The sequence below is a fragment of the Streptomyces sp. NPDC085927 genome, assembly GCF_044540975.1.
GTDB classification, from domain to species: domain Bacteria; phylum Actinomycetota; class Actinomycetes; order Streptomycetales; family Streptomycetaceae; genus Streptomyces; species Streptomyces hirsutus.
In genome coordinates this window covers 629,576-650,464 of the sequence record NZ_JBITSN010000001.1, presented here as the reverse complement: position 1 = coordinate 650,464, position 20,889 = coordinate 629,576, and the positions used below count along the sequence as shown (strand labels likewise).

Sequence of the window (20,889 nt, the reverse complement as noted above, 5' to 3'; positions counted from 1 at the left end):
CAACCTTCCTGCACCGCGAACCGGCTGTTCAACGGCTCTCCGGGCGCTGTGGCACGGAAGTGACCATTCCGCTACGTCCCCCGGATGGCTCTGGGAACTTCCCGACGTGCGCCCGAAGCACCTCCGGAGGGCAACCGGCGTGATAATCATGACGATCCCGGACAATCGTGATGTCCCACGCGTTGTGCTGGTTCTGTTCGGCCGAAGGGAGTGCCGGTGGGAGACTGGGGACACGAGCGGGTGAGCGTGCAACGCCGCATGCCCGCGGCCCTGACGCTCCCGTGCGCCCCCACCCTGGGAACTGAGATCCTGACTGGCGGCATCCATGTGGGTAGCCAGACCAGGGACTCGGCAGAGGCACCACGCGCGAGGGAAAAACCAGCACGACCGGGGGGAAGGTAGGGAAGCAATGCCTCGTTGGAAGGCCTTGCCGGATGAACTCGATCCGCAGATCAGGGAGTTCACGAGCCAGCTCAGGCGGGTGGTGGACCGCAGCGGCATGAGCGTCGCGTCGGTCTCGGACCGCACGGGCTACAGCAAGACGTCCTGGGAGCGTTATCTGAACGGCAGGCTGCTCGCGCCCAAGGGCGCGATCGTGGCCCTGGCCGAGGTCACCGGGACCAATCCGGTGCACCTGACCACGATGTGGGAGCTGGCCGAGCGGGCCTGGAGCCGCTCGGAGATGCGTCACGACATGACGATGGAGGCGATCAGGATCTCGCAGGCGCGCTCCGCGCTGAGCGAGCTCGCCGGACCGTCGTCGGCCGGCGCGGGCGGCAGAGGGCGCAAGGACGGGGGCGCCGCGGTCCGGCCGGGCGTCGCCGGGCCGGCCGGGGTCTCACCGTCCGTGCCCCCGCAGCCCACCGCCTCGGACGTCCGTGACGCGTCGGGGACGAACTCCTGGGGCATGGCCGGGTACGCCGGACCGTCCCCGTCGGGCCGTCAGGGCGGTCCGGCGTACCCGGCCGCGCAGCCCGCCGGTGGCGGGCACACGCCGGGTTCCCCGGGTACGCCGGGCACACCGCCCCGGGGAACGGCGGGCCGTGGCGGTTCCGGCGGTCCCGGGGGCAAGCGACGGACGGGGACGTTCGTCGCGGGCGCCGTCGGCGTGCTGGTGGTGATCGCCTCCGCGTTCTACGTCACCGGACTCGACAGCGACAAGGAGGGCGAGGCCGCGAAGTCCCCCTCGCCCACGGCCTCCGTGCCCGCGAATCTGCCCGCCGGGGTGGAGTGCAGCGGTGACAGCTGCGACGGCAAGGACGCGGAGAGCATGGGGTGCAGCGGCGACCTCGTGACCACGACGCAGACGGCGACCGTCGGCACCACCCTGGTCGAGGTCCGCTACAGCAAGATCTGCGGTGCCGCGTGGGGCCGGATCACCCAGGCCGCTCAGGGCGACAAGGTCGAGATCACCGGCGGGAAGACGAAGCAGAGCGCCGGCATCACCGAGGTCGGCGACACGGTCACGTACACCCCGATGACGGCGGTCGCGAAGGCGACGGACGCCCGGGCCTGCGTGGTACTGGCCTCCGGCGAGGAAGGGTGCACGGAGGAGGCGGGGGCCGCGGAGTAGGGCCGCCCGGTGTGCCCGCCGACCCGAGGGGTGCGCGCGGCGGGCACCGAGGGGTGCGCGGCGCACGTCGCGGGTACGGCCTCCGGTACACCCGTCGGCACGTCGCCGGTACGGCCTCCGGCGCAGGCCCGGGGAGACTCCCCGGGAAGTTCGTGGCGCGGGATCGGCATGGGAGGGCGGATACCGGGCACGTGAAGGTCACCCCCCACGGGAGTCCGGAAGGATCGGTCACCCGAACGGCGGCCGCCTCCGTCCCCCTCTCCCGGACGGGCGGCCGCCTTTCCCTGAGTACGCTCGTGTATCCCTCGGTCACTCTGTGGGACGGGCCACATGGAGCCCGGCCGTCCACGATCGTGGATGCGCGATAGCCTGACCGCTGGATCTCTCTTGACGCCAAGAGATCGATCATCCAGCGGCGATCCCTCCGTACCGGTGATCGATCATCGCGGCGGGCACCGGTCACGAGCCGGACGGGATCCCGTACCCCGGGGCAGGGACGCCCCACCGCCAGCTGTCATACGGAGAACGCCATGACCCGCACTCCCGTGAACGTCACCGTCACCGGCGCAGCCGGCCAGATCGGTTACGCCCTGCTCTTCCGCATCGCCTCCGGCCAGCTGCTCGGCGCGGACGTGCCGGTCAAGCTGCGCCTGCTGGAGATCACTCCCGCGCTCAAGGCGGCCGAGGGCACGGCCATGGAGCTGGACGACTGCGCGTTCCCGCTGCTCCAGGGCATCGACATCTCGGACGACCCGAACGTGGCCTTCGACGGGGCCAACGTCGCCCTTCTCGTGGGCGCCCGCCCGCGCACCAAGGGCATGGAGCGCGGTGACCTCCTGGAGGCCAACGGCGGCATCTTCAAGCCGCAGGGCCAGGCCATCAACGCCCACGCCGCGGACGACATCCGGGTGCTCGTGGTCGGCAACCCGGCCAACACCAACGCGCTCATCGCCCAGGCCGCCGCTCCGGACGTACCGGCCGAGCGCTTCACCGCGATGACCCGCCTGGACCACAACCGCGCGCTGACCCAGCTGGCGAAGAAGACGGGCTCGACGGTCTCCGACATCAAGCGCCTGACCATCTGGGGCAACCACTCCGCCACCCAGTACCCGGACATCTTCCACGCCACGGTCGCCGGCAAGAACGCCGCCGAGGTCGTGAACGACGAGAAGTGGCTGGCCGAGGACTTCATCCCGACCGTCGCCAAGCGCGGCGCCGCGATCATCGAGGCCCGTGGCGCCTCGTCGGCCGCCTCCGCCGCCAACGCGGCCATCGACCACGTCCACACCTGGGTCAACGGCACCGCGGACGGCGACTGGGTCTCCATGGGCATCCCGTCGGACGGCTCCTACGGCGTCCCGGAGGGCCTGATCTCCTCCTTCCCGGTCACCGTGAAGGACGGCGCGTACGAGATCGTCCAGGGCCTGGAGATCAACGACTTCTCCCGCGCCCGCATCGACGCCTCCGTCAAGGAGCTCGAGGAGGAGCGCGAGGCGGTCCGCGGTCTCGGCCTCATCTGATCACCTCGTCCGACCACGGACCCACGGGCCCCGCACCGGTACTGACCGGTGCGGGGCCCGTCCGCGTACGGGGATCAAAGTTCTGGCCAGAGCTTGACGCGTGTCACATGATCGCACTCTTGACAATCAGGTTCCTTTTGGCGTAACGCCTCCCCTATGCTGATGGCTCGTCAACTCATCCGTCGCCGAAGACGCGCGCAGCATCGGGGGGACCGCCATGAGCACTGTCCACGTGCCGCAGCAATCGCACCACCCGGACGGCCCGGCCCCGCCGGAGGTCACGTCCGTCCCGCCGCACGCCAGCGAGGCGACCCGGCTGCTGTGCGGGGGCGTCTACGTGGACCCCGACTACCGCGACCGCGTCATCGACGAGCTGTATCTCCACGAACAGCGGATCGTGGCCCCGTCGCTCGGCTTCGACGCCGCCCGGGTCCTGGCGCACGCGCTGCGCGCCCGCCGGCAGGAGTCGCTCTGGTCCGCCGGCGTCCTCGGGCTCTGGACCGTGGGTGTTCCGGTGACCGGCGGTCTGCTGACCGGTCTGCTGCTGTCCAGCCTGCTGCTCGGCCTCGCGCCCTGGGTCAGGGGCGATGCCCAGGAGCCGCCCCCGCACCGGATGCTCCCCGCATCCGTGCTGCGCTGGACGGGGGTCGCTTTCTTCGTGCTGTACGCGGTGAACGTCGTGGCCATGGCCTTCGGTGCCGGTTCCGACGACTCCGGGTCCTCGTCCGGCGGGTACGGGTCCAGTGATCCCTACGGCACGGGCGGTGCCGAGGAGCTGGGCCTGCCCTTCATGGGAGCGGCCGAGCCCTGGCAGGCCTGGCTGGCCATCGGCGTCGTCGCGCTGATCGCGTGGTGCGGGGCGGCCCGACGCGACGGGCTGGCCCGCGCGTTCGGCGCCGAACTGTCCCCGCAGCGCTTCCCGGACGTGGCGAACGACCCCGCGGAGAGACGCGAGGGGGAGAGGTTCGCCCGGCTGACGGGGCGCATCCGGCAGGAGCAGCACGCGCCGCTGATCATGTACGACGAGGCGCGTCCGTTCTGCGGGGCGGGAGCCGCGCACGACACCTGGGCACTGGCCGTCGAGCTCCGGCCGGACGAGGAGCGGGACGACCGGCGGCCACTCGGCAACCGCGTGATCCTGGACCGGATCCGGCCCCTCATCGAGCAGTTGCGCGAACCGGCCGAGCACGCGGGCACGCCCGTGCGCGACCGGCTGCGGGAGCTGGAGATCGACGAGTGCGTGTTCCTCCCCGTCGAAGGACTGGCCGAACGCGACCAGGCCCCCTACACGCCGGAGGCGTTCGAGCAGCACCTGCTGCGGGCGGTCGAGGAGGGCGGCGAGAAGCGGCGCCACTTCCTGCGGATCCGGGTCGGCGCCTGGGGGGAGGAGCTGGTCGTCACGGTGTACGTGCGGGTCCACACCCAGGGCCGCATGCTCATGCTGGAGATCGCCCCGCACGTCATGCCCCCGGTGCGCCAGGGGTTCAAGCGCGCCGACCACGTCGCGCACGGGGTCCGCACCGGCCCGGCGCTGAGCAGGGTCGCCGCGGCCGTCTCCCTGATGCCGGGTTCCCTGGGCCGTGCCCTGGTCTCCGTGTTCCGTGACGTGGCCCTCGCCTGGCGGCTGCTCACCGGGGGACACCGGAGCGAGCTGCCCGAGGGCCCCGCCCTGTCGGTGCGCGAGCTGGCCGCGACGGACACGAAGTCCACGTTCCAGGAGATGGACGTGGACCGTTACCTGCGCAGCATCCAGGACCGCGTCGGCCACGGGGTGCGGCTGGCGCTCGCCGAAGCCGGCTACGAGACCGGCGAGTTCGTCCAGAAGATCGTGAACATCAGCAACGGTGCGGTCAGCATCAACCGGGTCGAGGGCTCCACCTTCGCCATCGGTGAGAACTCCAGCGCCGTCAACGGCGGCCCCGGGCCGCAGAGAGGAGCCTCCGGCGATGACGGCACGTGAGGAGGGCGGCGTCCACATCGGGGACGTCCACGGCAGCACCTTCGCCATCGGCAGCAACGCGCACGCGGAGAGCCACCACGGCGTTCCGGCGCCGCGCGACGCCGCCGACGAGGAACTGCTCACCGCGGTACGGGAACTGCGGGCCGATCTGGCCCGGCTGCGGCAGAGTGAGCAGACCGCGCAGCTGGACGAGGCGCTGGCGGACACCGAGGAGGAGATCGACCGGACCGGTACGGCCGGGGAGAGCCGCCGCCGGCGGCTGCGCGATCTGCTCGCGGCCGCCGAGACCCTCACGGCGCTGCTCGCCTCGGCCGGAACCGTGGCAGGGCTGCTCGGGATGTGACGCCGGCGGCCGAAAAGGCCGAAAAGGCTGAAAGGGACGAGGGGAACGAGGGGGGAAGCGATGAGCGGGGCACCACGGTACTGGAACGAGGAGACCCAGCGCTGGGAGGAGAGAGGTCCGGGGGAGCAGAGGGAGACGGGGGGTGCGCCTGCGGCCTCACCGACGGTGACGCCGCCTCCGGCTGCCCCGCCGCCCCCGGCTTCGCCGCCACCCCCGGACGCTTCGTCCTCCACTCCCACCCTCACGGGCATCCGATGGCCGGGCGGCGGTGTCCCGCCGGCGGCCGGGCCGCCCACGCCGGCCCCCTGGTCGTCCCCCGAGCTGCCCCACGGCCCCGCCGGACCGCCCGCACCCCCGGCACCGGCTCGGCACGGGCTCGACCGGAGGCGGGTGTGGTCCGTGGTGGGCGGGGCCACCGTGGTCGGGATGGTCGTGGGACTGGTGCTGACCCAGACCCTGGGAGGCGACATGGGGGCGGACGGCCAGGGGGACGACAAGGCCGCCTCGGCGAGCGTGTCGCAGCCGGCCGGCTCCGGGTCGCCCGGAACGGAGGAGGCCCCGGCCCCGCGGCAGCCGACGTCCGCCGCCGAGGAGCCCACCTCTCCCGCCCCCGGCCCGGACAGCACCGTCCCCGCCGGTTACGACCGGTACGCCGATTCCCAGGGCTTCACCATCGCCCGGCCCACGGGGTGGACCCGTAGCAGCGTGTCCTCCCAGTACGGCATGGACGTGGTCACCTACCGCAGTCCCGACCGCGGCATGCGGCTCCAGGTGTTCGAGGTGGCGGAGCCCTCGCCCGACGCGTCGTACGAACTGTTCCTCTCCGACGCCACCCCGAAGGCCCCCGGATTCGAGCAGCTCTCCCTCGAAACGCTGGACGACGGCGACTTCACCGGCTCCCGGCTGGAGTACCTGGCGGACTCCATGAGGGGGGAGCCCGACATCGGGACCTGGCACGTCGTCGACCTGCGCTTCCAGGCCGCCGACGGCAAGCTGTACGCGCTCGCCGCCTACGGGGCCGACGCCGACGGTCACGAGGACGAGCGGGAACTGATCCGGACCGCCCTCGAACACTTCTGCCCGCCGGAGACCACCTGCGGGACCGCCATGGACCCCGGCTGAACCGACCCTGACCGGCTCTTTGTGATGCTTTCCCTGTTTTGATCACATGTTGTGTGGTGTAGCACACTTCCCGCGATGAATCGCGCATGCATTCGGGGTTCGGGGGAAGGAGCCCTCCCGTTCCGTGGGTGACGCCCGTGTGACTCGACCTGGTCATTCGACCTGGGTCACTCATGGGCGCCGAACAGGAACGGAAGGCAGCAAGCGATCATGGCGGACAGTACAGAGCTTCAGGTGCGCACCTCCATCCACGCGGGAGGCGAGTGGCGGGCGGCCGTCTCGGGGGCCACGCGCGAGATCCTCGACCCCGCGGACGCCCTGCCGTTCGCCGTCGTCGCGGAGGGCGACGAGAAGGACGCCGACCTCGCGGTGGCCGCCGCCCGGCGCGCGTTCGACGAGGGCCCGTGGCCGCACACCCCGGTCGCCGAGCGGGCCGCGCTGCTGCGCCGCGTCGCGGCTCTCCTCGTCCGGGACCGGGAGGAACTCGGTCTGCTGGAGAGCCGGGACGCGGGCAAGACCGTCGAGGAGGGGCGCGTCGACATCGACTGTGTCGCCGACGCCTTCCGCTACTTCGCCGACCTGGTCGCCGGGGAGGCCCCCGGCCGGGTCGTCGACGCGGGCTCCACCGACGTCCACAGCGTCGTCGTGCACGAGCCCGTCGGCGTCTGCGCCATGATCACGCCCTGGAACTACCCCCTGCTCCAGGCCAGTTGGAAGATCGCCCCGGCGCTCGCGGCCGGCAACACCTTCGTCGTCAAGCCCAGCGAGATCACCCCGCTGACCACCGTCGCGCTCATCGCTCTGCTGGCCGAGGCGGGACTGCCCGCCGGTGTCGCCAACATCGTCACCGGCCCCGGCCACACCGTCGGTGCCCGGCTCGCCGAGCACCCCGACGTCGACCTGGTCTCCTTCACCGGCGGCCTGGCCAGTGGCACCAAGGTCGCCCAGGCCGCCGCGCCGGGCGTGAAGAAGGTCGCCCTCGAACTCGGCGGCAAGAACCCCAACGTGGTCTTCGCCGACGCCTGCGCCACCGAGGAGGGCTTCGACACCGCCGTCGACCAGGCGCTCAACGCGGCCTTCATCCACAGCGGCCAGGTCTGCTCGGCGGGCGCGCGGCTCATCGTCGAGGAGTCCGTCCGCGACCGCTTCGTCACCGAACTCGCCCGCCGTGCCGAGAGGATCAGGCTCGGCCGGGGCACCGAGGACGGCGTCGAGTGCGGACCGCTGGTCTCCGCGCAGCAGCGCGACAAGATCGAGGCGTACGTCGCCTCCGCGCTGAAGGAGGGCGCGGTGCTGCGCTCCGGCGGCAAGCGGCCCGAGCCGTCCGCCGAGCGGCCCGAGGCCGGCTACTTCTACGAGCCGACCGTCCTCGACCGCTGCCACCGCGAGATGCGGGTGGTGCGCGAGGAGGTGTTCGGGCCGGTCCTCACCGTCGAGACCTTCCACACCGAGGACGAGGCCGTCGACCTCGCCAACGACACCGAGTACGGACTGGCCGGCGCCGTCTGGACCGCCGACGCGGGCCGCGCCCGGCGGGTGGCCGGACGGCTGCGCCACGGCACCGTGTGGATCAACGACTTCCACCCCTACCTCCCGCAGGCGGAGTGGGGCGGATTCGGCAAGAGCGGAGTGGGCCGCGAACTCGGCCCGGCGGGCCTCGCCGAGTACCGCGAGACCAAGCACATCTACCAGAACCTCGCGCCGAAGCCGGTGCGTTGGTTCGCGGGCTGAACCGCCACCGCCGAGCGGCACCCGTGGTGAACACGGCGCCCGCGCCACGCGGGAGGCGCTCGGCGTGCGCGGCGCACGCGCCGCCCGCACGCGGTCGCGGCCGCAGGGCGGCATACCGGGAGCACCCTCCCCCGGGCGTGCCGGGCCGGAGTTCTTCACGCGCCGCGCGTCCGGTGCGTCCCGCGCGCCCCGCATGACGACGTACCACTTCGAGCGTCCCCTGCCCAGGGCTTCCCCCGTGGTTCCGCCGACAACCCCTGTTCCCGAGTCCCCGTAGGAGTAACCCCCATGCCGGATCACACCCACGAACACACGTACGACTACGTCGTCATCGGTGGCGGCACCGCAGGCTCCGTCATCGCCTCCCGGCTGACCGAGAACCCCGAGGTCACCGTCGCGGTCATCGAGGGCGGCCCCAGCGACGTCGGCCGTGACGACGTGCTGACCCTGCGCCGCTGGATGGGCCTGCTCGGCGGCGAACTGGACTACGACTACCCCACCACCGAGCAACCGCGCGGCAACTCGCACATCCGGCACAGCCGGGCCCGTGTGCTCGGCGGATGCTCCTCGCACAACACCCTCATCGCGTTCAAGCCGCTCCCGTCCGACTGGGACGAGTGGGAGCAGGCCGGCGCCCAGGGGTGGGGCGCGGTGCAGATGGAGGCGTACTACGCCCGGCTCAGGAACAACATCGTCCCGGTCGACGAGAAGGACCGGAACGCCATCGCCCGTGACTTCGTCGACGCCGCGCAGGCCACGCTCGGCGTGCCGCGCGTCGAGGGCTTCAACAAGAAGCCGTTCGACGAGGGCGTCGGCTTCTTCGACCTCGCCTACCACCCGGAGAACAACAAGCGTTCCTCGGCGTCGGTCGCGTATCTGCACCCGGTGATGGACGAACGCCCCAACCTGACGCTCCTGCTGGAGACGTGGGCGTACCGGCTGGAGATGGACGGCACCCGCGCCGAGGGCGTCCACGTCCGCACCAAGGACGGCGAGGAGATCCTCGTCCGGGCCCGCGGCGAGGTCCTGCTGTGCGCCGGCGCGGTCGACTCGCCCCGGCTCCTGCTGCACTCCGGCATCGGTCCGAAGGCCGACCTGGAGGCGCTCGGCATACCCGTGGCGCACGACCTTCCCGGTGTCGGCGAGAACCTGCTCGACCACCCCGAATCGGTGATCGTCTGGGAGACGGACGGACCCATCCCGGACAACTCCGCGATGGATTCCGACGCCGGCCTGTTCGTGCGCAGGGACCCCGAACACGCGGGCCCCGACCTGATGTTCCACTTCTACCAGATCCCGTTCACGGACAATCCGGAGCGCCTCGGCTACGAGCGGCCGGAGTTCGGCGTCTCGATGACCCCGAACATCCCCAAGCCGAAGAGCCGCGGCCGGCTCTACCTGACCAGCGCCGACCCGGAGGTCAAACCCGCGCTGGACTTCCGCTACTTCACCGACGAGGACGACTACGACGGCCGCACCCTCGTCGACGGCATCCGCATCGCCCGCGAGATCGCGCAGACCGAACCGCTGGCCCACTGGCTCAAGCGTGAGGTGGCCCCCGGCCCCGACGTCACGGGCGACGAGGAGCTGAGCGAGTACGCCCGCAAGGTCGCGCACACCGTCTACCACCCGGCGGGCACCTGCAGGATGGGCGCCGCCACCGACGAACTGGCCGTGGTGGACCCCGAGCTGCGGATCCGCGGACTGCAGGGCATCCGGATCACGGACGCCTCCGTCTTCCCGACCATGACCGCCGTGAACCCGATGATCGGCGTGCTGATGGTCGGCGAGCGGGCCGTCGACCTGATCGGAGGCGGTGTGTGATGAGTACCGCGACCTCCGCGACTCCCCAGCCCTCCGACACCACCGCCGGCCCGCCCGTCTTCTCCGTCGACGGACTGTGGAAGGTCTTCGGCCCGAAGGCCGGCCGCGTCCCCGCCGACCCCGGGCTCGCCGCGCTCGACCCGGCCGACCTGCGCAGCCGCACCGGCTGCACGGTCGCCGTCCGGGACGTGAGCTTCGACGTCCGCAAGGGCGAGGTCTTCGTCGTCATGGGTCTGTCCGGCTCCGGCAAGTCCACGCTGGTGCGCTGTCTGACCCGGCTGATCGAGCCGACCGCGGGCGCCATCGCCATCGACGGCGAGGACGTGCGCGCGATGGACAAGGCACGGCTGCGCGAACTGCGCCGGCACCGGGCCGCCATGGTCTTCCAGCACTTCGGCCTGCTGCCGCACCGCACGGTCCTGGACAACGTGGCCTACGGCCTCGAGATCCAGGGCATGGGCCGGGCGCAGCGGCGCGCGAAGGCCGCCGAGGTCGTCGCCAAGGTGGGCCTGGAAGGCATGGAGCAGCGCAGACCCGCCCAGCTCTCCGGCGGTCAGCGCCAGCGCGTCGGGCTCGCCCGCGCGCTCGCCGTCGACCCCCAGGTGCTGCTGTTCGACGAGCCGTTCAGCGCGCTCGACCCCCTCATCCGGCGTGACATGCAGGAGGAGGTGATCCGGCTGCACCACGAGGAGGGCCGCACGATGGTCTTCATCACCCACGACCTCAGCGAGGCACTGAGGCTGGGCGACCGCATCGCCCTGATGCGCGACGGGCGGGTGGTCCAGCTGGGCACCCCCGAGGAGATCGTGGGCTCGCCCGCCGACGACTACGTCCGCGACTTCGTCCGGGACGTCCCGCGCGAACAGGTCCTCACCGTCCGTACGGCCATGCGCCCCGCCACGTCGGCGGACGAGGCCGGCAGCGGACCCGCCGTCCGCCCCGACGCCACGGTGTCGGAGGCCATCGAGGCCGTCGCCCGCGCGGGTTCCCCGGCCCGGGTGCTCGACCAGGGCCGCTGCGTGGGAATCATCGACTCCGCCGCGCTCCTGTCGGTCGTCGCGGGGACGGGGACGCTTACCGTCACGAGGCCCTCCGCCGTCACGGGACCCTCCGCCGGCACGGAACCGTTCGCCGTACCCGAGCCCTCACCCGCACCCGAACCCTCCGCGGGGACGGAGCGCCCCGAGGGGGCCGTCTGATGGCGGCCGTCACCGCAGTCGCCCCCCGGGCCGGCGAGCGGCCGGGGCTGCTCGGACGTGCCGCCGTGCGCAAGCTTCTGCTGCTTGCCGTGGCCGCCGCGGTCCTCGTCCCGTTCGCCGCGACCCGCTGGGCGAGCGGCAGCTGGCCCGAGGCGCTGACCGTCGACGTCTCCGGACCGCTGGCCGGCGCCAGCGACTGGATCATCGACAACCGGGACTCCCACCCCCTCTTCCTCCACTTCTTCGGCCACGTCAGCAACGTCGTCGTCATCGCCGTACGAGCCGTCTACCTCGCCCTCCTCGCCGTCGGATGGGCGGGAGTGACCGCCGTCGCCGGGCTGGTCGCCTGGCGGGTCGCGGGCGTACGGCTCGCGCTCGGTACCGCTGTCGCGTTCCTCGCCTGCGGTCTGCTCGGCATGTGGGTGCCCACCATGCAGACGCTCGCCCTGATGGTGGTCGCGGTCGCCGCGTCCGTCGTCCTCGGCGCGCTGCTGGGACTCGCCGCCGGACTCTCCGACCGCATGGACCGCGTCCTGCGCCCGGTGCTGGACACCATGCAGGTGTTCCCCGCCTTCGCCTACCTCCTGCCGGTCGTGCTGGTGTTCGGTATCGGTGTCCCCGCCGCCGTCCTGGCCACCGTGATCTACGCCGCGCCCCCCATGGCCCGGCTGACCTCGCTCGGTCTGCGCGGCGCCGACAAGGAGGTGCTGGAGGCCGTCGAGTCGCTCGGCGCCGGGGCCCGTCAGCGCCTGCTGACCGCCCGCATCCCGCTGGCCCGCAAGGAACTCCTCCTCGGTCTCAACCAGACGATCATGATGGCGCTGTCCATGGCCGTCATCGCCTCGGTGATCGGCGCGGGCGGCCTCGGCGATCGGGTCTACCAGGCGCTGGCCTCGGTCGACGTCGGCGCGGCCCTCGCCGCCGGCATCCCGATCGTGCTCCTCGCCGTCGTCCTCGACCGCGTCACCGCCGCGGCCGGGGCGAACACCGACGGGACGCCCCGGCCCCGTACGCACTGGCTGTACGTCCTGGCCGGCGCCGCGGCCGTCGCGGTCGCCGGGCGGCTGGCGGACCGGCTGGAGTGGCCGGACGGGTGGGTCGTCGCGATCGCCGAACCGGTCAACCGGGCTGTCGACTGGATGACCGACCACCTCTACTCGGGTGTCCCCGTCATCGGCGGCACCGCCGACTGGGCCGCCCGCTTCACCACCTGGGTGCTCGACCCGGTGCGGGACGGACTGCAGTGGCTGCCCTGGTGGTCGGTGCTGCTCGTCGTCGCCGCCCTGGCCTGGCTGATCGGCACCTGGCGCACCGCGCTCACCGCCGTCCTCGCCATGGCCGCCATCGGAGTGCTCGGGGTGTGGAACCCGTCCCTCGACACGCTCTCCCAGGTCCTCGCGGCCGTCGCCGTCACCCTCGTCGTCGGCTTCTCGATCGGTCTCGCCGCCTCCCGCAGCGACCGTGTCGAGCGGCTGCTGCGACCGGTCCTGGACGTCTTCCAGACGATGCCGCAGTTCGTGTACCTGATCCCGGTCGTCGCCCTGTTCGGCGTCGGCCGTGCCCCGGCCGTCGCCGCCGCCATCGTCTACGCGCTGCCGGCCGTCGTCCGCATCACCACCCAGGGACTGCGCCAGGTCGACCCGGCGGCGATGGAGTCGGCCCGCTCGCTCGGCGCGACCGGCGGCCAGCAACTGCGCCAGGTCCAGCTCCCGCTGGCCCGTCGGGCGCTGCTCCTCGCCGTCAACCAGGGCGTGGTCCTGGTCCTCGCCGTCGTCATCATCGGCGGCCTGGTCGGCGGTGGCGCGCTCGGCTACGACGTCGTCTTCGGCCTCGCGCAGGGAGACCTGGCGACCGGCCTGGTCGCGGGAGCCGCGATCGTCTGCCTGGGCCTGATGCTCGACCGGGTGACCCAGCCCACCGAACGCCGCGCGAAGAAGGGAGCCTGACATGCGACTTCGTACGACGTCGGCCATGGCCGGGGTGTCCGCGCTCGTCCTGCTGACCGGCTGCGGTGCCGCCGACATGACCAAGCAGGCCTCGCCGTTCGCCAACGCCGAGGGCGCGCGGACGGTCACCCTGTCCGTGCAGTCCTGGGTGGGCGCCCAGGCCAACGCGGCCGTCGCCCAGTACCTGCTGGAGCAGGAACTCGGCTACCGCGTCGACACCGTGCAGATCGACGAGGTACCCGCCTGGGACGCGCTCAGCCAGGGCCGGGTCGACGCCATCCTGGAGGACTGGGGCCACCCGGATCAGGAGCAGCGGTACGTCGAGGACAAGAAGACGATCGCGCCCGGCGGTGATCTCGGGGTCACCGGGCACATCGGCTGGTTCGTGCCGACGTACTTCGCGGAGAAGCACCCCGACATCACCGACTGGAAGAACCTCAACAAGTACGCCGATCAGTTCCGCACCGCGGAGAGCGGCGGCAAGGGCCAGCTGATGGACGGGTCACCGGCCTACCTCACCAACGACAAGGCACTGGTGAAGAACCTGAAGCTGGACTTCAAGGTGGTGTTCGCCGGGTCGGAGGCCGCGCAGATCACCCAGATCCAGCAGTTCGCCAAGGAGAGGAAGCCCTTCCTCAGCTACTGGTACACACCCCAGTGGCTGTCCGAGAAGGTGCCGATGACCGAGGTGAAGCTGCCCGAGTACGAGGAGGGCTGCGACGCCGACCCGGCGAAGGTCGCCTGCGCCTACCCGCACACCCCGCTCCAGAAGTACCTCAACGCGGACTTCGCGAAGGAGGGCGGCGACGCGGCGGACTTCCTGAAGAAGTTCCGGTGGACGACCGAGGACCAGAACGAGGTCTCCCTGATGATCGCCGAGCAGCGGATGGCGCCCCAGGAGGCGGCGAAGAAATGGGTGGACGGCAACGAGTCCACCTGGAAGGCATGGCTGTCCTGAGGGCCGGGCCGGGCCGAACCGGTCCGCCTGACGGGCGGTCCGGCCCGGGCATGACACGCGGCCCCGGGTTCACCGAGCGAGGTGAACCCGGGGCCGCTTGTCACGCGCTACGCGCGGTCACGCGGCGGGTGCCGGAGGCCGGAGGCCGGTCAGGCGTGCGAGCCCGGCCGGTAGTGGCCCGGGGTGAGGCGGCAGGTCACACCGAACCGGTTCCAGGAGTTGATCACCGTGATGCAGGCGATCAGGTGCGCCAGCTCGGTCTCCTCGAAGTGCTCGGCCGCCCGCCCGTACACCTCGTCCGGCACGAATCCATCGGTCAGGACCGTCACCGCCTCGGTCAGCTCGATCGCCGCGAGCTCCTTGCCGGTGTAGAAGTGCCGCGACTCCTCCCAGGCGGCGAGCTGCACGATCCGCTCCACGCTCTCGCCCGCGGCGAGCGCGTCCTTGCTGTGCATGTCCAGGCAGAAGGCGCAGTGGTTGAGCTGCGAGGCCCGGATCTTCACCAGCTCGAGCAGCTTCGGGTCGATCCCCTTACGGGCCGCCGTGTCGAGGCGCACCATCGCCTTGAAGACGTCCGGGGCGAGCGCGGACCAGTCCAGCCGGGGGGCCGGCTCGGGCGCGTACCCCTCGGCCGTCGCTCCGCTGCCGTTCGTGGACGCCGTCATGGTTGCTGCCGTGGTCGCTGTCGTGCTGTCGTTCGTGATCGTCGTCATGTCCTCGAGCGTAGGAGCGGGGCGGCCCAGGAGTATGGTCCACTCGCATGGCGAAACCCCGGGCCACTTTCGGCATCGACCTCCACCTGGAACCGGCCGGTCCCGGCCTGCGCCGCGGCCTGACCGACGCCCTGCGCGAAGCGGTCCGCAGCGGCCGGCTGGCCCCCGGCACCCGGCTGCCCTCCTCCCGCGCCCTCGCCGCCGACCTGGGCATCGCCCGCAACACGGTCGCCGAGGCCTACGCCGATCTGGTCGCCGAGGGCCGGCTGACCGCACGGCAGGGCTCCGGGACCCGGGTCGCCGACCACGCGGTGCCCCGGCCACCCGCCCGGCGGCCCGCCCCCCGACGCCCGTCCGGGCGGCTCCGGTACACCCTCGTCCCCGGCACCCCCGACCTCTCCTCCTTCCCGCGCGCCGAATGGCTCAGGGCCTCCCGCCGGGCCCTGGAGTCCGCCCCCCACGACGCCCTCGGCTACGGCGACGCGAGAGGCCGCCCCGAACTGCGCACCGCCCTCGCCGACTACCTGGCGCGGGTACGGGGCGTGCGCGCCGACCCCGAACACGTCGTCGTCTGCTCCGGGTTCGCCCACGGCCTCCGCCTGCTGTGCGACATCCTGCGCACCGCCCGCGGCGCCCGCACGCTCGCCGTGGAGCCCTACGGCCTCCCCGAACACCGGAGCCTGATCGAACGCACCGGACTGCGCACCACCCCGGTCCCCTCCGACGACGCCGACCCCGGCGACGCCGCCGCGGTGCTGCTCAACCCCGCCCACCAGTTCCCCCTGGGCGGTGTACTGCGCCCCGAACGCCGGGCGGCCGTCATCGACTGGGCCCGCCGCACCGGCGGCCTGATCCTGGAGGACGACTACGACAGCGAGTTCAGGTACGACCGGCAGCCCGTCGGGGCGCTTCAGGACCTGGACCCCGACCATGTGGTCCACCTCGGCACGGTCAGCAAGTCCCTCGCCCCCGGCCTCCGTCTGGGCTGGATGGTGCTTCCCCCGTCCCTCCTGCCGGAAGCCGTCGAGCACGGTGCCGCCCGGACCGTCAGCGTCCTCGAACAGCTCACCTTCGCCGAGTTCCTCACCTCCGGAGCCCACGACCGGCATGTGCGTGCCGCCCGGCTGCGCTACCGGCGCCGCCGCGACGCCCTGGTCGAGGCCCTCGCCGAACGGGCACCCGACGTACGGGTCACGGGCATCGCGGCGGGGCTGCACGCCGTGCTCCGGCTGCCGCCGGGCACCGAGCAGTCGGTCGTCCGGGCGGCCGCCTGGCAGGGCCTCTCGGTCATGGGCCTGGCGTACTTCCGGCACCCCGCCGCCGAAGTCGCTTCCCCCGACGCCCTGGTCGTCGGCTACGGGACCCCGCCGGACCACGCCTGGGCGGCGACCCTGGACGCCTTGTGCCGGGCGCTTCCCTGAGGGATGTCCCGCGGCGCCTGCCCGACAGACCGCCGCGGCACGTGTGCACACCACCCCAAAAGCCCCACAACCGCGGTCGGTCGAGGCCGTGTTCAAGGGTCCCCTGCCCCCTCCCGCCGACCGGCGCCTAGGCTGTCCGCCGCGAGCCGGGGAGCATGGCGCACCGCGGCGGCGAGGCGGCACACACGGGGGAGCGGAGAACATGGCCCAGAAGACGACGGCCCAGAAGACGACGGCCCAGAAGGCAGCGGCCCAGGAGACAGCGGCCCAGAAGACGGCCCGGAAGGCGATACCCGCGGCGCGGACACGGCGGCGGCTGCGGTCCGGCACGGTGATGCTCGGCGGTATGGGTGTCCTCGCGGCGGCCCTGTCGGCGTGCAGTTCGGATCCGGACCGCCGCTGCGTGGACCGGGACAGCTACGACCACCTCAACGGCTACAAGGTCGTCGCCGACCAGAACTGCAGGACGAGCTCCGGTTCCCTCGGCAAGGGAGCCGACGCCGACTGGTACTACGACTCCGACGTCAGCGGCGGCTGGGCCGACGACGGCACCTTCAGCCGGAGCGAGGCCGTCGACCGGGGCGGCTTCGGCTCGTCCTCCGGCAGCGGCGGCTGACCACCCCGTCGAGCGAAGCAGCGAAGGATCCGTCCGTGGAACGCCGCACCATCGAGCCCCGCCCCGGCTGGCAGCAGACCGTCGAGGAGCAGGGGCTCATCTACCCCCTCACCCTGCCCAAGTCGCTCGAGGCCGACCGGGCGGCGGGCATCCCCGTCCCCGACGACGCCTGGGTCCCGTACTGGGACGAGAGCGCGTACTACGTCTTCGGCCTCGACGAGGTGGAGGCGCTGGAGGAGGTCGTCGAGGAACTGCACCGCATGTGCCTCGCGGCCGCCGACCACATCGTCACCGCCGACCGCTTCGCCGACCTCGGCATCACCGATCCGCGGGTCGCCCGGGCAGTCGCCGAGGCCTGGCACCGGCGAACCGAACTCCCCTCCGTCTACGGCCGTTTCGACCTCCGCTACGACGGCACCGGTCCCGCGAAGCTGCTGGAGTACAACGCCGACACCCCCACCTCCCTGGTGGAGGCCGCCTCGCCCCAGTGGTTCTGGATGGAGGAACGGTTCCCCGGCGCCGACCAGTGGAACTCCCTGCACGAACGCCTCGTCGACGCCTGGCGGGGGCAGGCCGCGCTCCTCCCGCCGGGCAGCCCGCTGTACTTCGCCCACTCCTCGGCCGACGTCCTCGGCGAGGACCTCATGACCGTCGCCTACCTCAAGGAGACCGCCGAACAGGCGGGCCTCGACACCGAGTGGCTCACCGTGGAGGAGATCGGCTGGGACCGGCTCTCCGGCCGCTTCGTCGACAACGGCCTCCGGTTCATCCGCAGCATCTTCAAGCTGTACCCCTGGGAGTGGCTCACCACCGACCGCTTCGCCGGCCACGTCCTCGACACCCTCGACAACGGCGGCGGCACCGGCAGCACCCTGTGGATCGAGCCCGCCTGGAAGATGCTGCTCAGCAACAAGGCCCTGCTGGCGATCCTGTGGGAGCTCTTCCCGGACCACCCCAACCTCCTTCCGGCCCACCTCGACGGCCCCCGCGACCTGGCGTCGTCCACCGGCTACGTGGCCAAGCCGCTGCTCGGCCGCGAGGGCGCCGGGGTGACGATCCACCCGCCGGGCAGCACCCCCGTGGTCCGCGACGAGCCCTGCTGCTACCAGCAGCTCGCCCCGCTGCCGGACTTCGACGGCAACCACGTCGTCCTCGGCGCCTGGACCGTCGGGGACGAGTCCGCCGGCCTCGGCATCCGCGAGTCGTCGGGCCTGATCACCGACGAGTACGCCCGCTTCCTCCCGCACGTGATCCTCTAGGCCCGCGCACCGCACCAGGCCCGCGTACCGCACCAGACCCGCGCACCGGGCCACGTCTTCGCACCGGGCCACGCCCTCGGACGAACGCCCGTACCCCGGCGGATTCCCCCGCCCGGATGATGGACGCCCCGCCCCGCCCTCCGTGCCGCCCGGTAGGCTGGACGACGGGCCGTGACTGGCGTGCTGGGATGGGACCGACCATCGGGGAGCGGCCCCCGGGCCGCACCGCGGGCCCGGTACGAGTGCCGTGCGCCTGGGCCATGCCGTGAACGCCGAACGCCACGTCCGGAGGTCCCTCATGCCCGCCGAGCCCCTCTCTCCCGCTTCCACCGCCTTCCGCTCCGCCCTCGACGTGATCCGTGCCGTCGAGCCGCGCGTCGCCGACGCCATCGGCCAGGAGATCGCCGACCAGCGCGAGATGCTCAAGCTGATCGCCTCCGAGAACTACGCCTCCCCGGCCACGCTCCTGGCGATGGGCAACTGGTTCAGCGACAAGTACGCCGAGGGCACCGTCGGCCGCCGCTTCTACGCGGGCTGCCGCAACGTCGACACCGTCGAGTCGCTGGCCGCCGAGCACGCCAGGGAGCTCTTCGGCGCCCGCCACGCCTACGTCCAGCCGCACTCCGGTATCGACGCCAACCTGGTCGCCTTCTGGTCGGTGCTCGCCCAGCGCGTCGAGGTCCCCGCCCTGGAGAAGGCCGGCGTCCGCCAGGTCAACGACCTCTCCGACGCCGACTGGGCCGAGCTGCGCCGCGCCTTCGGCAACCAGCGGATGCTCGGCATGTCCCTGGACGCCGGCGGCCACCTCACCCACGGCTTCCGCCCGAACATCTCCGGCAAGATGTTCGACCAGCGTTCCTACGGCACCGACCCGGCGACCGGCCTCATCGACTACGAGGCCCTGCGCACCTCCGCCCGCGAGTTCAAGCCGCTGATCATCGTCGCCGGGTACTCCGCGTACCCCCGTCTGGTGAACTTCCGGATCATGCGCGAGATCGCCGACGAGGTCGGCGCCACGCTCATGGTCGACATGGCGCACTTCGCCGGTCTCGTCGCCGGCAAGGTCCTCACCGGCGACTTCGACCCGGTCCCGCACGCCCAGATCGTCACCACCACCACCCACAAGTCGCTGCGCGGCCCGCGCGGCGGCATGGTCCTGTGCGACGACTCCCTCAAGGACCAGGTCGACCGCGGCTGCCCGATGGTCCTGGGCGGTCCGCTCCCGCACGTCATGGCCGCCAAGGCGGTCGCCCTGGCGGAGGCCCGGCAGCCCGCCTTCCAGGACTACGCCCAGCGCATCGTGGACAACTCCCGCGCCCTCGCCGAGGGCCTGATGCGCCGCGGCGCCACCCTGGTCACCGGCGGCAGCGACAACCACCTCAACCTGATCGACGTCGCCGCCTCCTACGGCCTCACCGGCCGACAGGCCGAGGCCGCCCTGCTCGAGTCGGGCATCGTCACCAACCGCAACGCCATCCCGGCCGACCCGAACGGCGCCTGGTACACCTCCGGCATCCGCATCGGCACCCCCGCGCTGACCACGCGCGGCCTGGGCACCGCCGAGATGGACGAGGTCGCCGCCCTCATCGACCGCGTGCTGACCACCACGGAGCCCGGCACCACCAGCAAGGGCGCCCCCTCCAAGGCCCAGCACATCCTCGACGCGAAGATCGCGGACGAGATCTCCCGCCGCGCCACCGACCTCGTCACCGGCTTCCCGCTCTACCCGGAGATCGACCTCGGCTGACGCCTCCGGGCTTCCAACGGGTTCTGCGTGCCCGGGGCCGACCGGCACCAGCGGTGCCATCCCGCCCTGTGTCACCCCGTCCCGTGTCGTTCCGCCCGCGGCGGCCGGCCACGCGCCGGCCGCCGCCGGGCGTCTCACCCGTCGAGCAGTTCCTGCCTCGGCCCCGGCTCCCGCCGCCGGCCCCTCAGGGACCACCGCGTCACATACGGGCGCAGGACCAGGGCCAGCGTCGCACCGGCCACCGCCCCCGGTATCGCCCACCACCGGCCGATGCCGTCGGCCGCCGACGCTCCGGCGCCGCCCGCCCGGACCGCCCCCACGTCGTCCTGCTCCGGCCCGGCGTCAGCGGTGCCGGATCCGTCGGTGCCTGATCCGCCGGCGTCGGGCCCGCCGGAACCGGCCTCTTCCCTCTCCCAGGGCGCCGGGTAGACGCCGGACGACGACACGGATCCCGCATCCGACGCCCTGCCCAGCACACCCAGCTCCTTCAGCAGACCGCGCAGTTCGGCCGGGTGCTCGGCGCGGTGCCAGAGGCCGTTCGGCGATTCGGAGAAGTCGGCCGACGTGTGGATCCACACGTCCTTGTCCTCGCCGCCCGCGTCGGCAGGGAAGACCCGGTCCACGCGCCAGGGCGTCACATCGTGCACCAGCCATGTCACGTTGATCAGCCGGGGCGAGGCCGGAACGGCCTCCGGGGGCCGCTCCCGCGTGCCCGTGCCGACCGGACCGAGCAGCTTCTCCAACATCCCGTACTCGTCGTCGGCGGCATACAGCGACGCGGTCTCCGCGCTCTCCGGCGAGACCAGCAGCACGCTCGTCGGCCCTCCGGCCGAGGCGGGCGACGCTCCCCACACCGTCAGGGCCAGCGCCGCAGCCACCGCCGCCACGCTCGCCGCGAAGTGCCGCACCCTTTCCGTCCACCCGTGCATCCGGACCCCCACTCGGCCGGTCGATACC

16 protein-coding genes are annotated in these 20,889 nt (G+C 72.4%); 14 read left to right on the top strand and 2 right to left on the bottom strand.

What is annotated here, in order from left to right; all coding sequences use genetic code 11:
- Positions 1-409 precede the first annotated feature (409 nt).
- From ACIF80_RS02975 to ACIF80_RS02930, 10 genes are all read left to right on the top strand, one after another.
- Positions 410-1,573: a DUF2690 domain-containing protein gene (locus ACIF80_RS02975; protein WP_399798576.1), complete on the top strand. Its 1,164-nt coding sequence runs from the start codon at positions 410-412 to the stop codon at positions 1,571-1,573.
- A 530-nt stretch (positions 1,574-2,103) separates the two neighbouring features.
- The gene (locus ACIF80_RS02970; protein ID WP_399798573.1) at positions 2,104-3,093 is read left to right on the top strand and encodes a malate dehydrogenase; all 990 of its coding nucleotides are present in this window, start codon (positions 2,104-2,106) and stop codon (positions 3,091-3,093) included.
- A 217-nt stretch (positions 3,094-3,310) separates the two neighbouring features.
- Complete coding sequence (locus ACIF80_RS02965; protein ID WP_399798570.1) at positions 3,311-5,053, top strand: hypothetical protein; 1,743 nt, start codon at positions 3,311-3,313, stop codon at positions 5,051-5,053.
- Positions 5,040-5,396: a hypothetical protein gene (locus ACIF80_RS02960; RefSeq protein ID WP_399798567.1), complete on the top strand. Its 357-nt coding sequence runs from the start codon at positions 5,040-5,042 to the stop codon at positions 5,394-5,396. Before ACIF80_RS02965 ends, ACIF80_RS02960 begins: the two co-directional genes overlap by 14 nt.
- A gap of 426 nt (positions 5,397-5,822) precedes the next feature.
- Positions 5,823-6,518 (top strand): hypothetical protein, encoded by a 696-nt coding sequence (locus tag ACIF80_RS02955; RefSeq protein WP_399798565.1) that lies wholly within the window; start codon positions 5,823-5,825, stop codon positions 6,516-6,518.
- 210 nt (positions 6,519-6,728) lie between these two features.
- On the top strand, positions 6,729-8,249 hold the full coding sequence (locus tag ACIF80_RS02950; protein WP_399798562.1) for an aldehyde dehydrogenase family protein: 1,521 nt from the start codon (positions 6,729-6,731) through the stop codon (positions 8,247-8,249).
- 288 nt (positions 8,250-8,537) lie between these two features.
- Positions 8,538-10,073: a GMC family oxidoreductase gene (locus ACIF80_RS02945; RefSeq protein WP_399798560.1), complete on the top strand. Its 1,536-nt coding sequence runs from the start codon at positions 8,538-8,540 to the stop codon at positions 10,071-10,073.
- A complete protein-coding gene (locus ACIF80_RS02940; RefSeq protein WP_399798558.1) occupies positions 10,073-11,272 on the top strand; it encodes a glycine betaine/L-proline ABC transporter ATP-binding protein in 1,200 nt (399 codons plus the stop codon). Before ACIF80_RS02945 ends, ACIF80_RS02940 begins: the two co-directional genes overlap by 1 nt.
- Positions 11,272-13,218: an ABC transporter permease gene (locus tag ACIF80_RS02935; RefSeq protein ID WP_399798556.1), complete on the top strand. Its 1,947-nt coding sequence runs from the start codon at positions 11,272-11,274 to the stop codon at positions 13,216-13,218. Before ACIF80_RS02940 ends, ACIF80_RS02935 begins: the two co-directional genes overlap by 1 nt.
- A 1-nt stretch (position 13,219) precedes the next feature.
- Positions 13,220-14,176 (top strand): ABC transporter substrate-binding protein, encoded by a 957-nt coding sequence (locus ACIF80_RS02930; RefSeq protein WP_399798554.1) that lies wholly within the window; start codon positions 13,220-13,222, stop codon positions 14,174-14,176.
- Positions 14,177-14,325: 149 nt separating this feature from the next.
- Here the strand turns inward: ACIF80_RS02930 and ACIF80_RS02925 are convergent, their stop codons facing one another.
- Positions 14,326-14,841, bottom strand: coding sequence for a carboxymuconolactone decarboxylase family protein (locus ACIF80_RS02925; RefSeq protein ID WP_399799411.1), 516 nt, complete (start codon positions 14,839-14,841; stop codon positions 14,326-14,328).
- A 95-nt stretch (positions 14,842-14,936) separates the two neighbouring features.
- Between ACIF80_RS02925 and ACIF80_RS02920 the strand changes: the two genes are divergently transcribed.
- From ACIF80_RS02920 to ACIF80_RS02905, 4 genes are all read left to right on the top strand, one after another.
- The gene (locus tag ACIF80_RS02920; protein ID WP_399798551.1) at positions 14,937-16,310 is read left to right on the top strand and encodes a PLP-dependent aminotransferase family protein; all 1,374 of its coding nucleotides are present in this window, start codon (positions 14,937-14,939) and stop codon (positions 16,308-16,310) included.
- A 334-nt stretch (positions 16,311-16,644) separates the two neighbouring features.
- Positions 16,645-16,926, top strand: coding sequence for a hypothetical protein (locus ACIF80_RS02915; RefSeq protein ID WP_399799410.1), 282 nt, complete (start codon positions 16,645-16,647; stop codon positions 16,924-16,926).
- Positions 16,927-16,961: 35 nt separating this feature from the next.
- Positions 16,962-18,185: a glutathionylspermidine synthase family protein gene (locus tag ACIF80_RS02910; protein WP_399798549.1), complete on the top strand. Its 1,224-nt coding sequence runs from the start codon at positions 16,962-16,964 to the stop codon at positions 18,183-18,185.
- 298 nt (positions 18,186-18,483) lie between these two features.
- A complete protein-coding gene (locus ACIF80_RS02905; protein WP_399798546.1) occupies positions 18,484-19,932 on the top strand; it encodes a glycine hydroxymethyltransferase in 1,449 nt (482 codons plus the stop codon).
- Between the two features lie 134 nt (positions 19,933-20,066).
- Here the strand turns inward: ACIF80_RS02905 and ACIF80_RS02900 are convergent, their stop codons facing one another.
- A complete protein-coding gene (locus tag ACIF80_RS02900) occupies positions 20,067-20,861 on the bottom strand; it encodes a hypothetical protein (protein ID WP_399798543.1) in 795 nt (264 codons plus the stop codon).
- Positions 20,862-20,889: the final 28 nt, after the last annotated feature.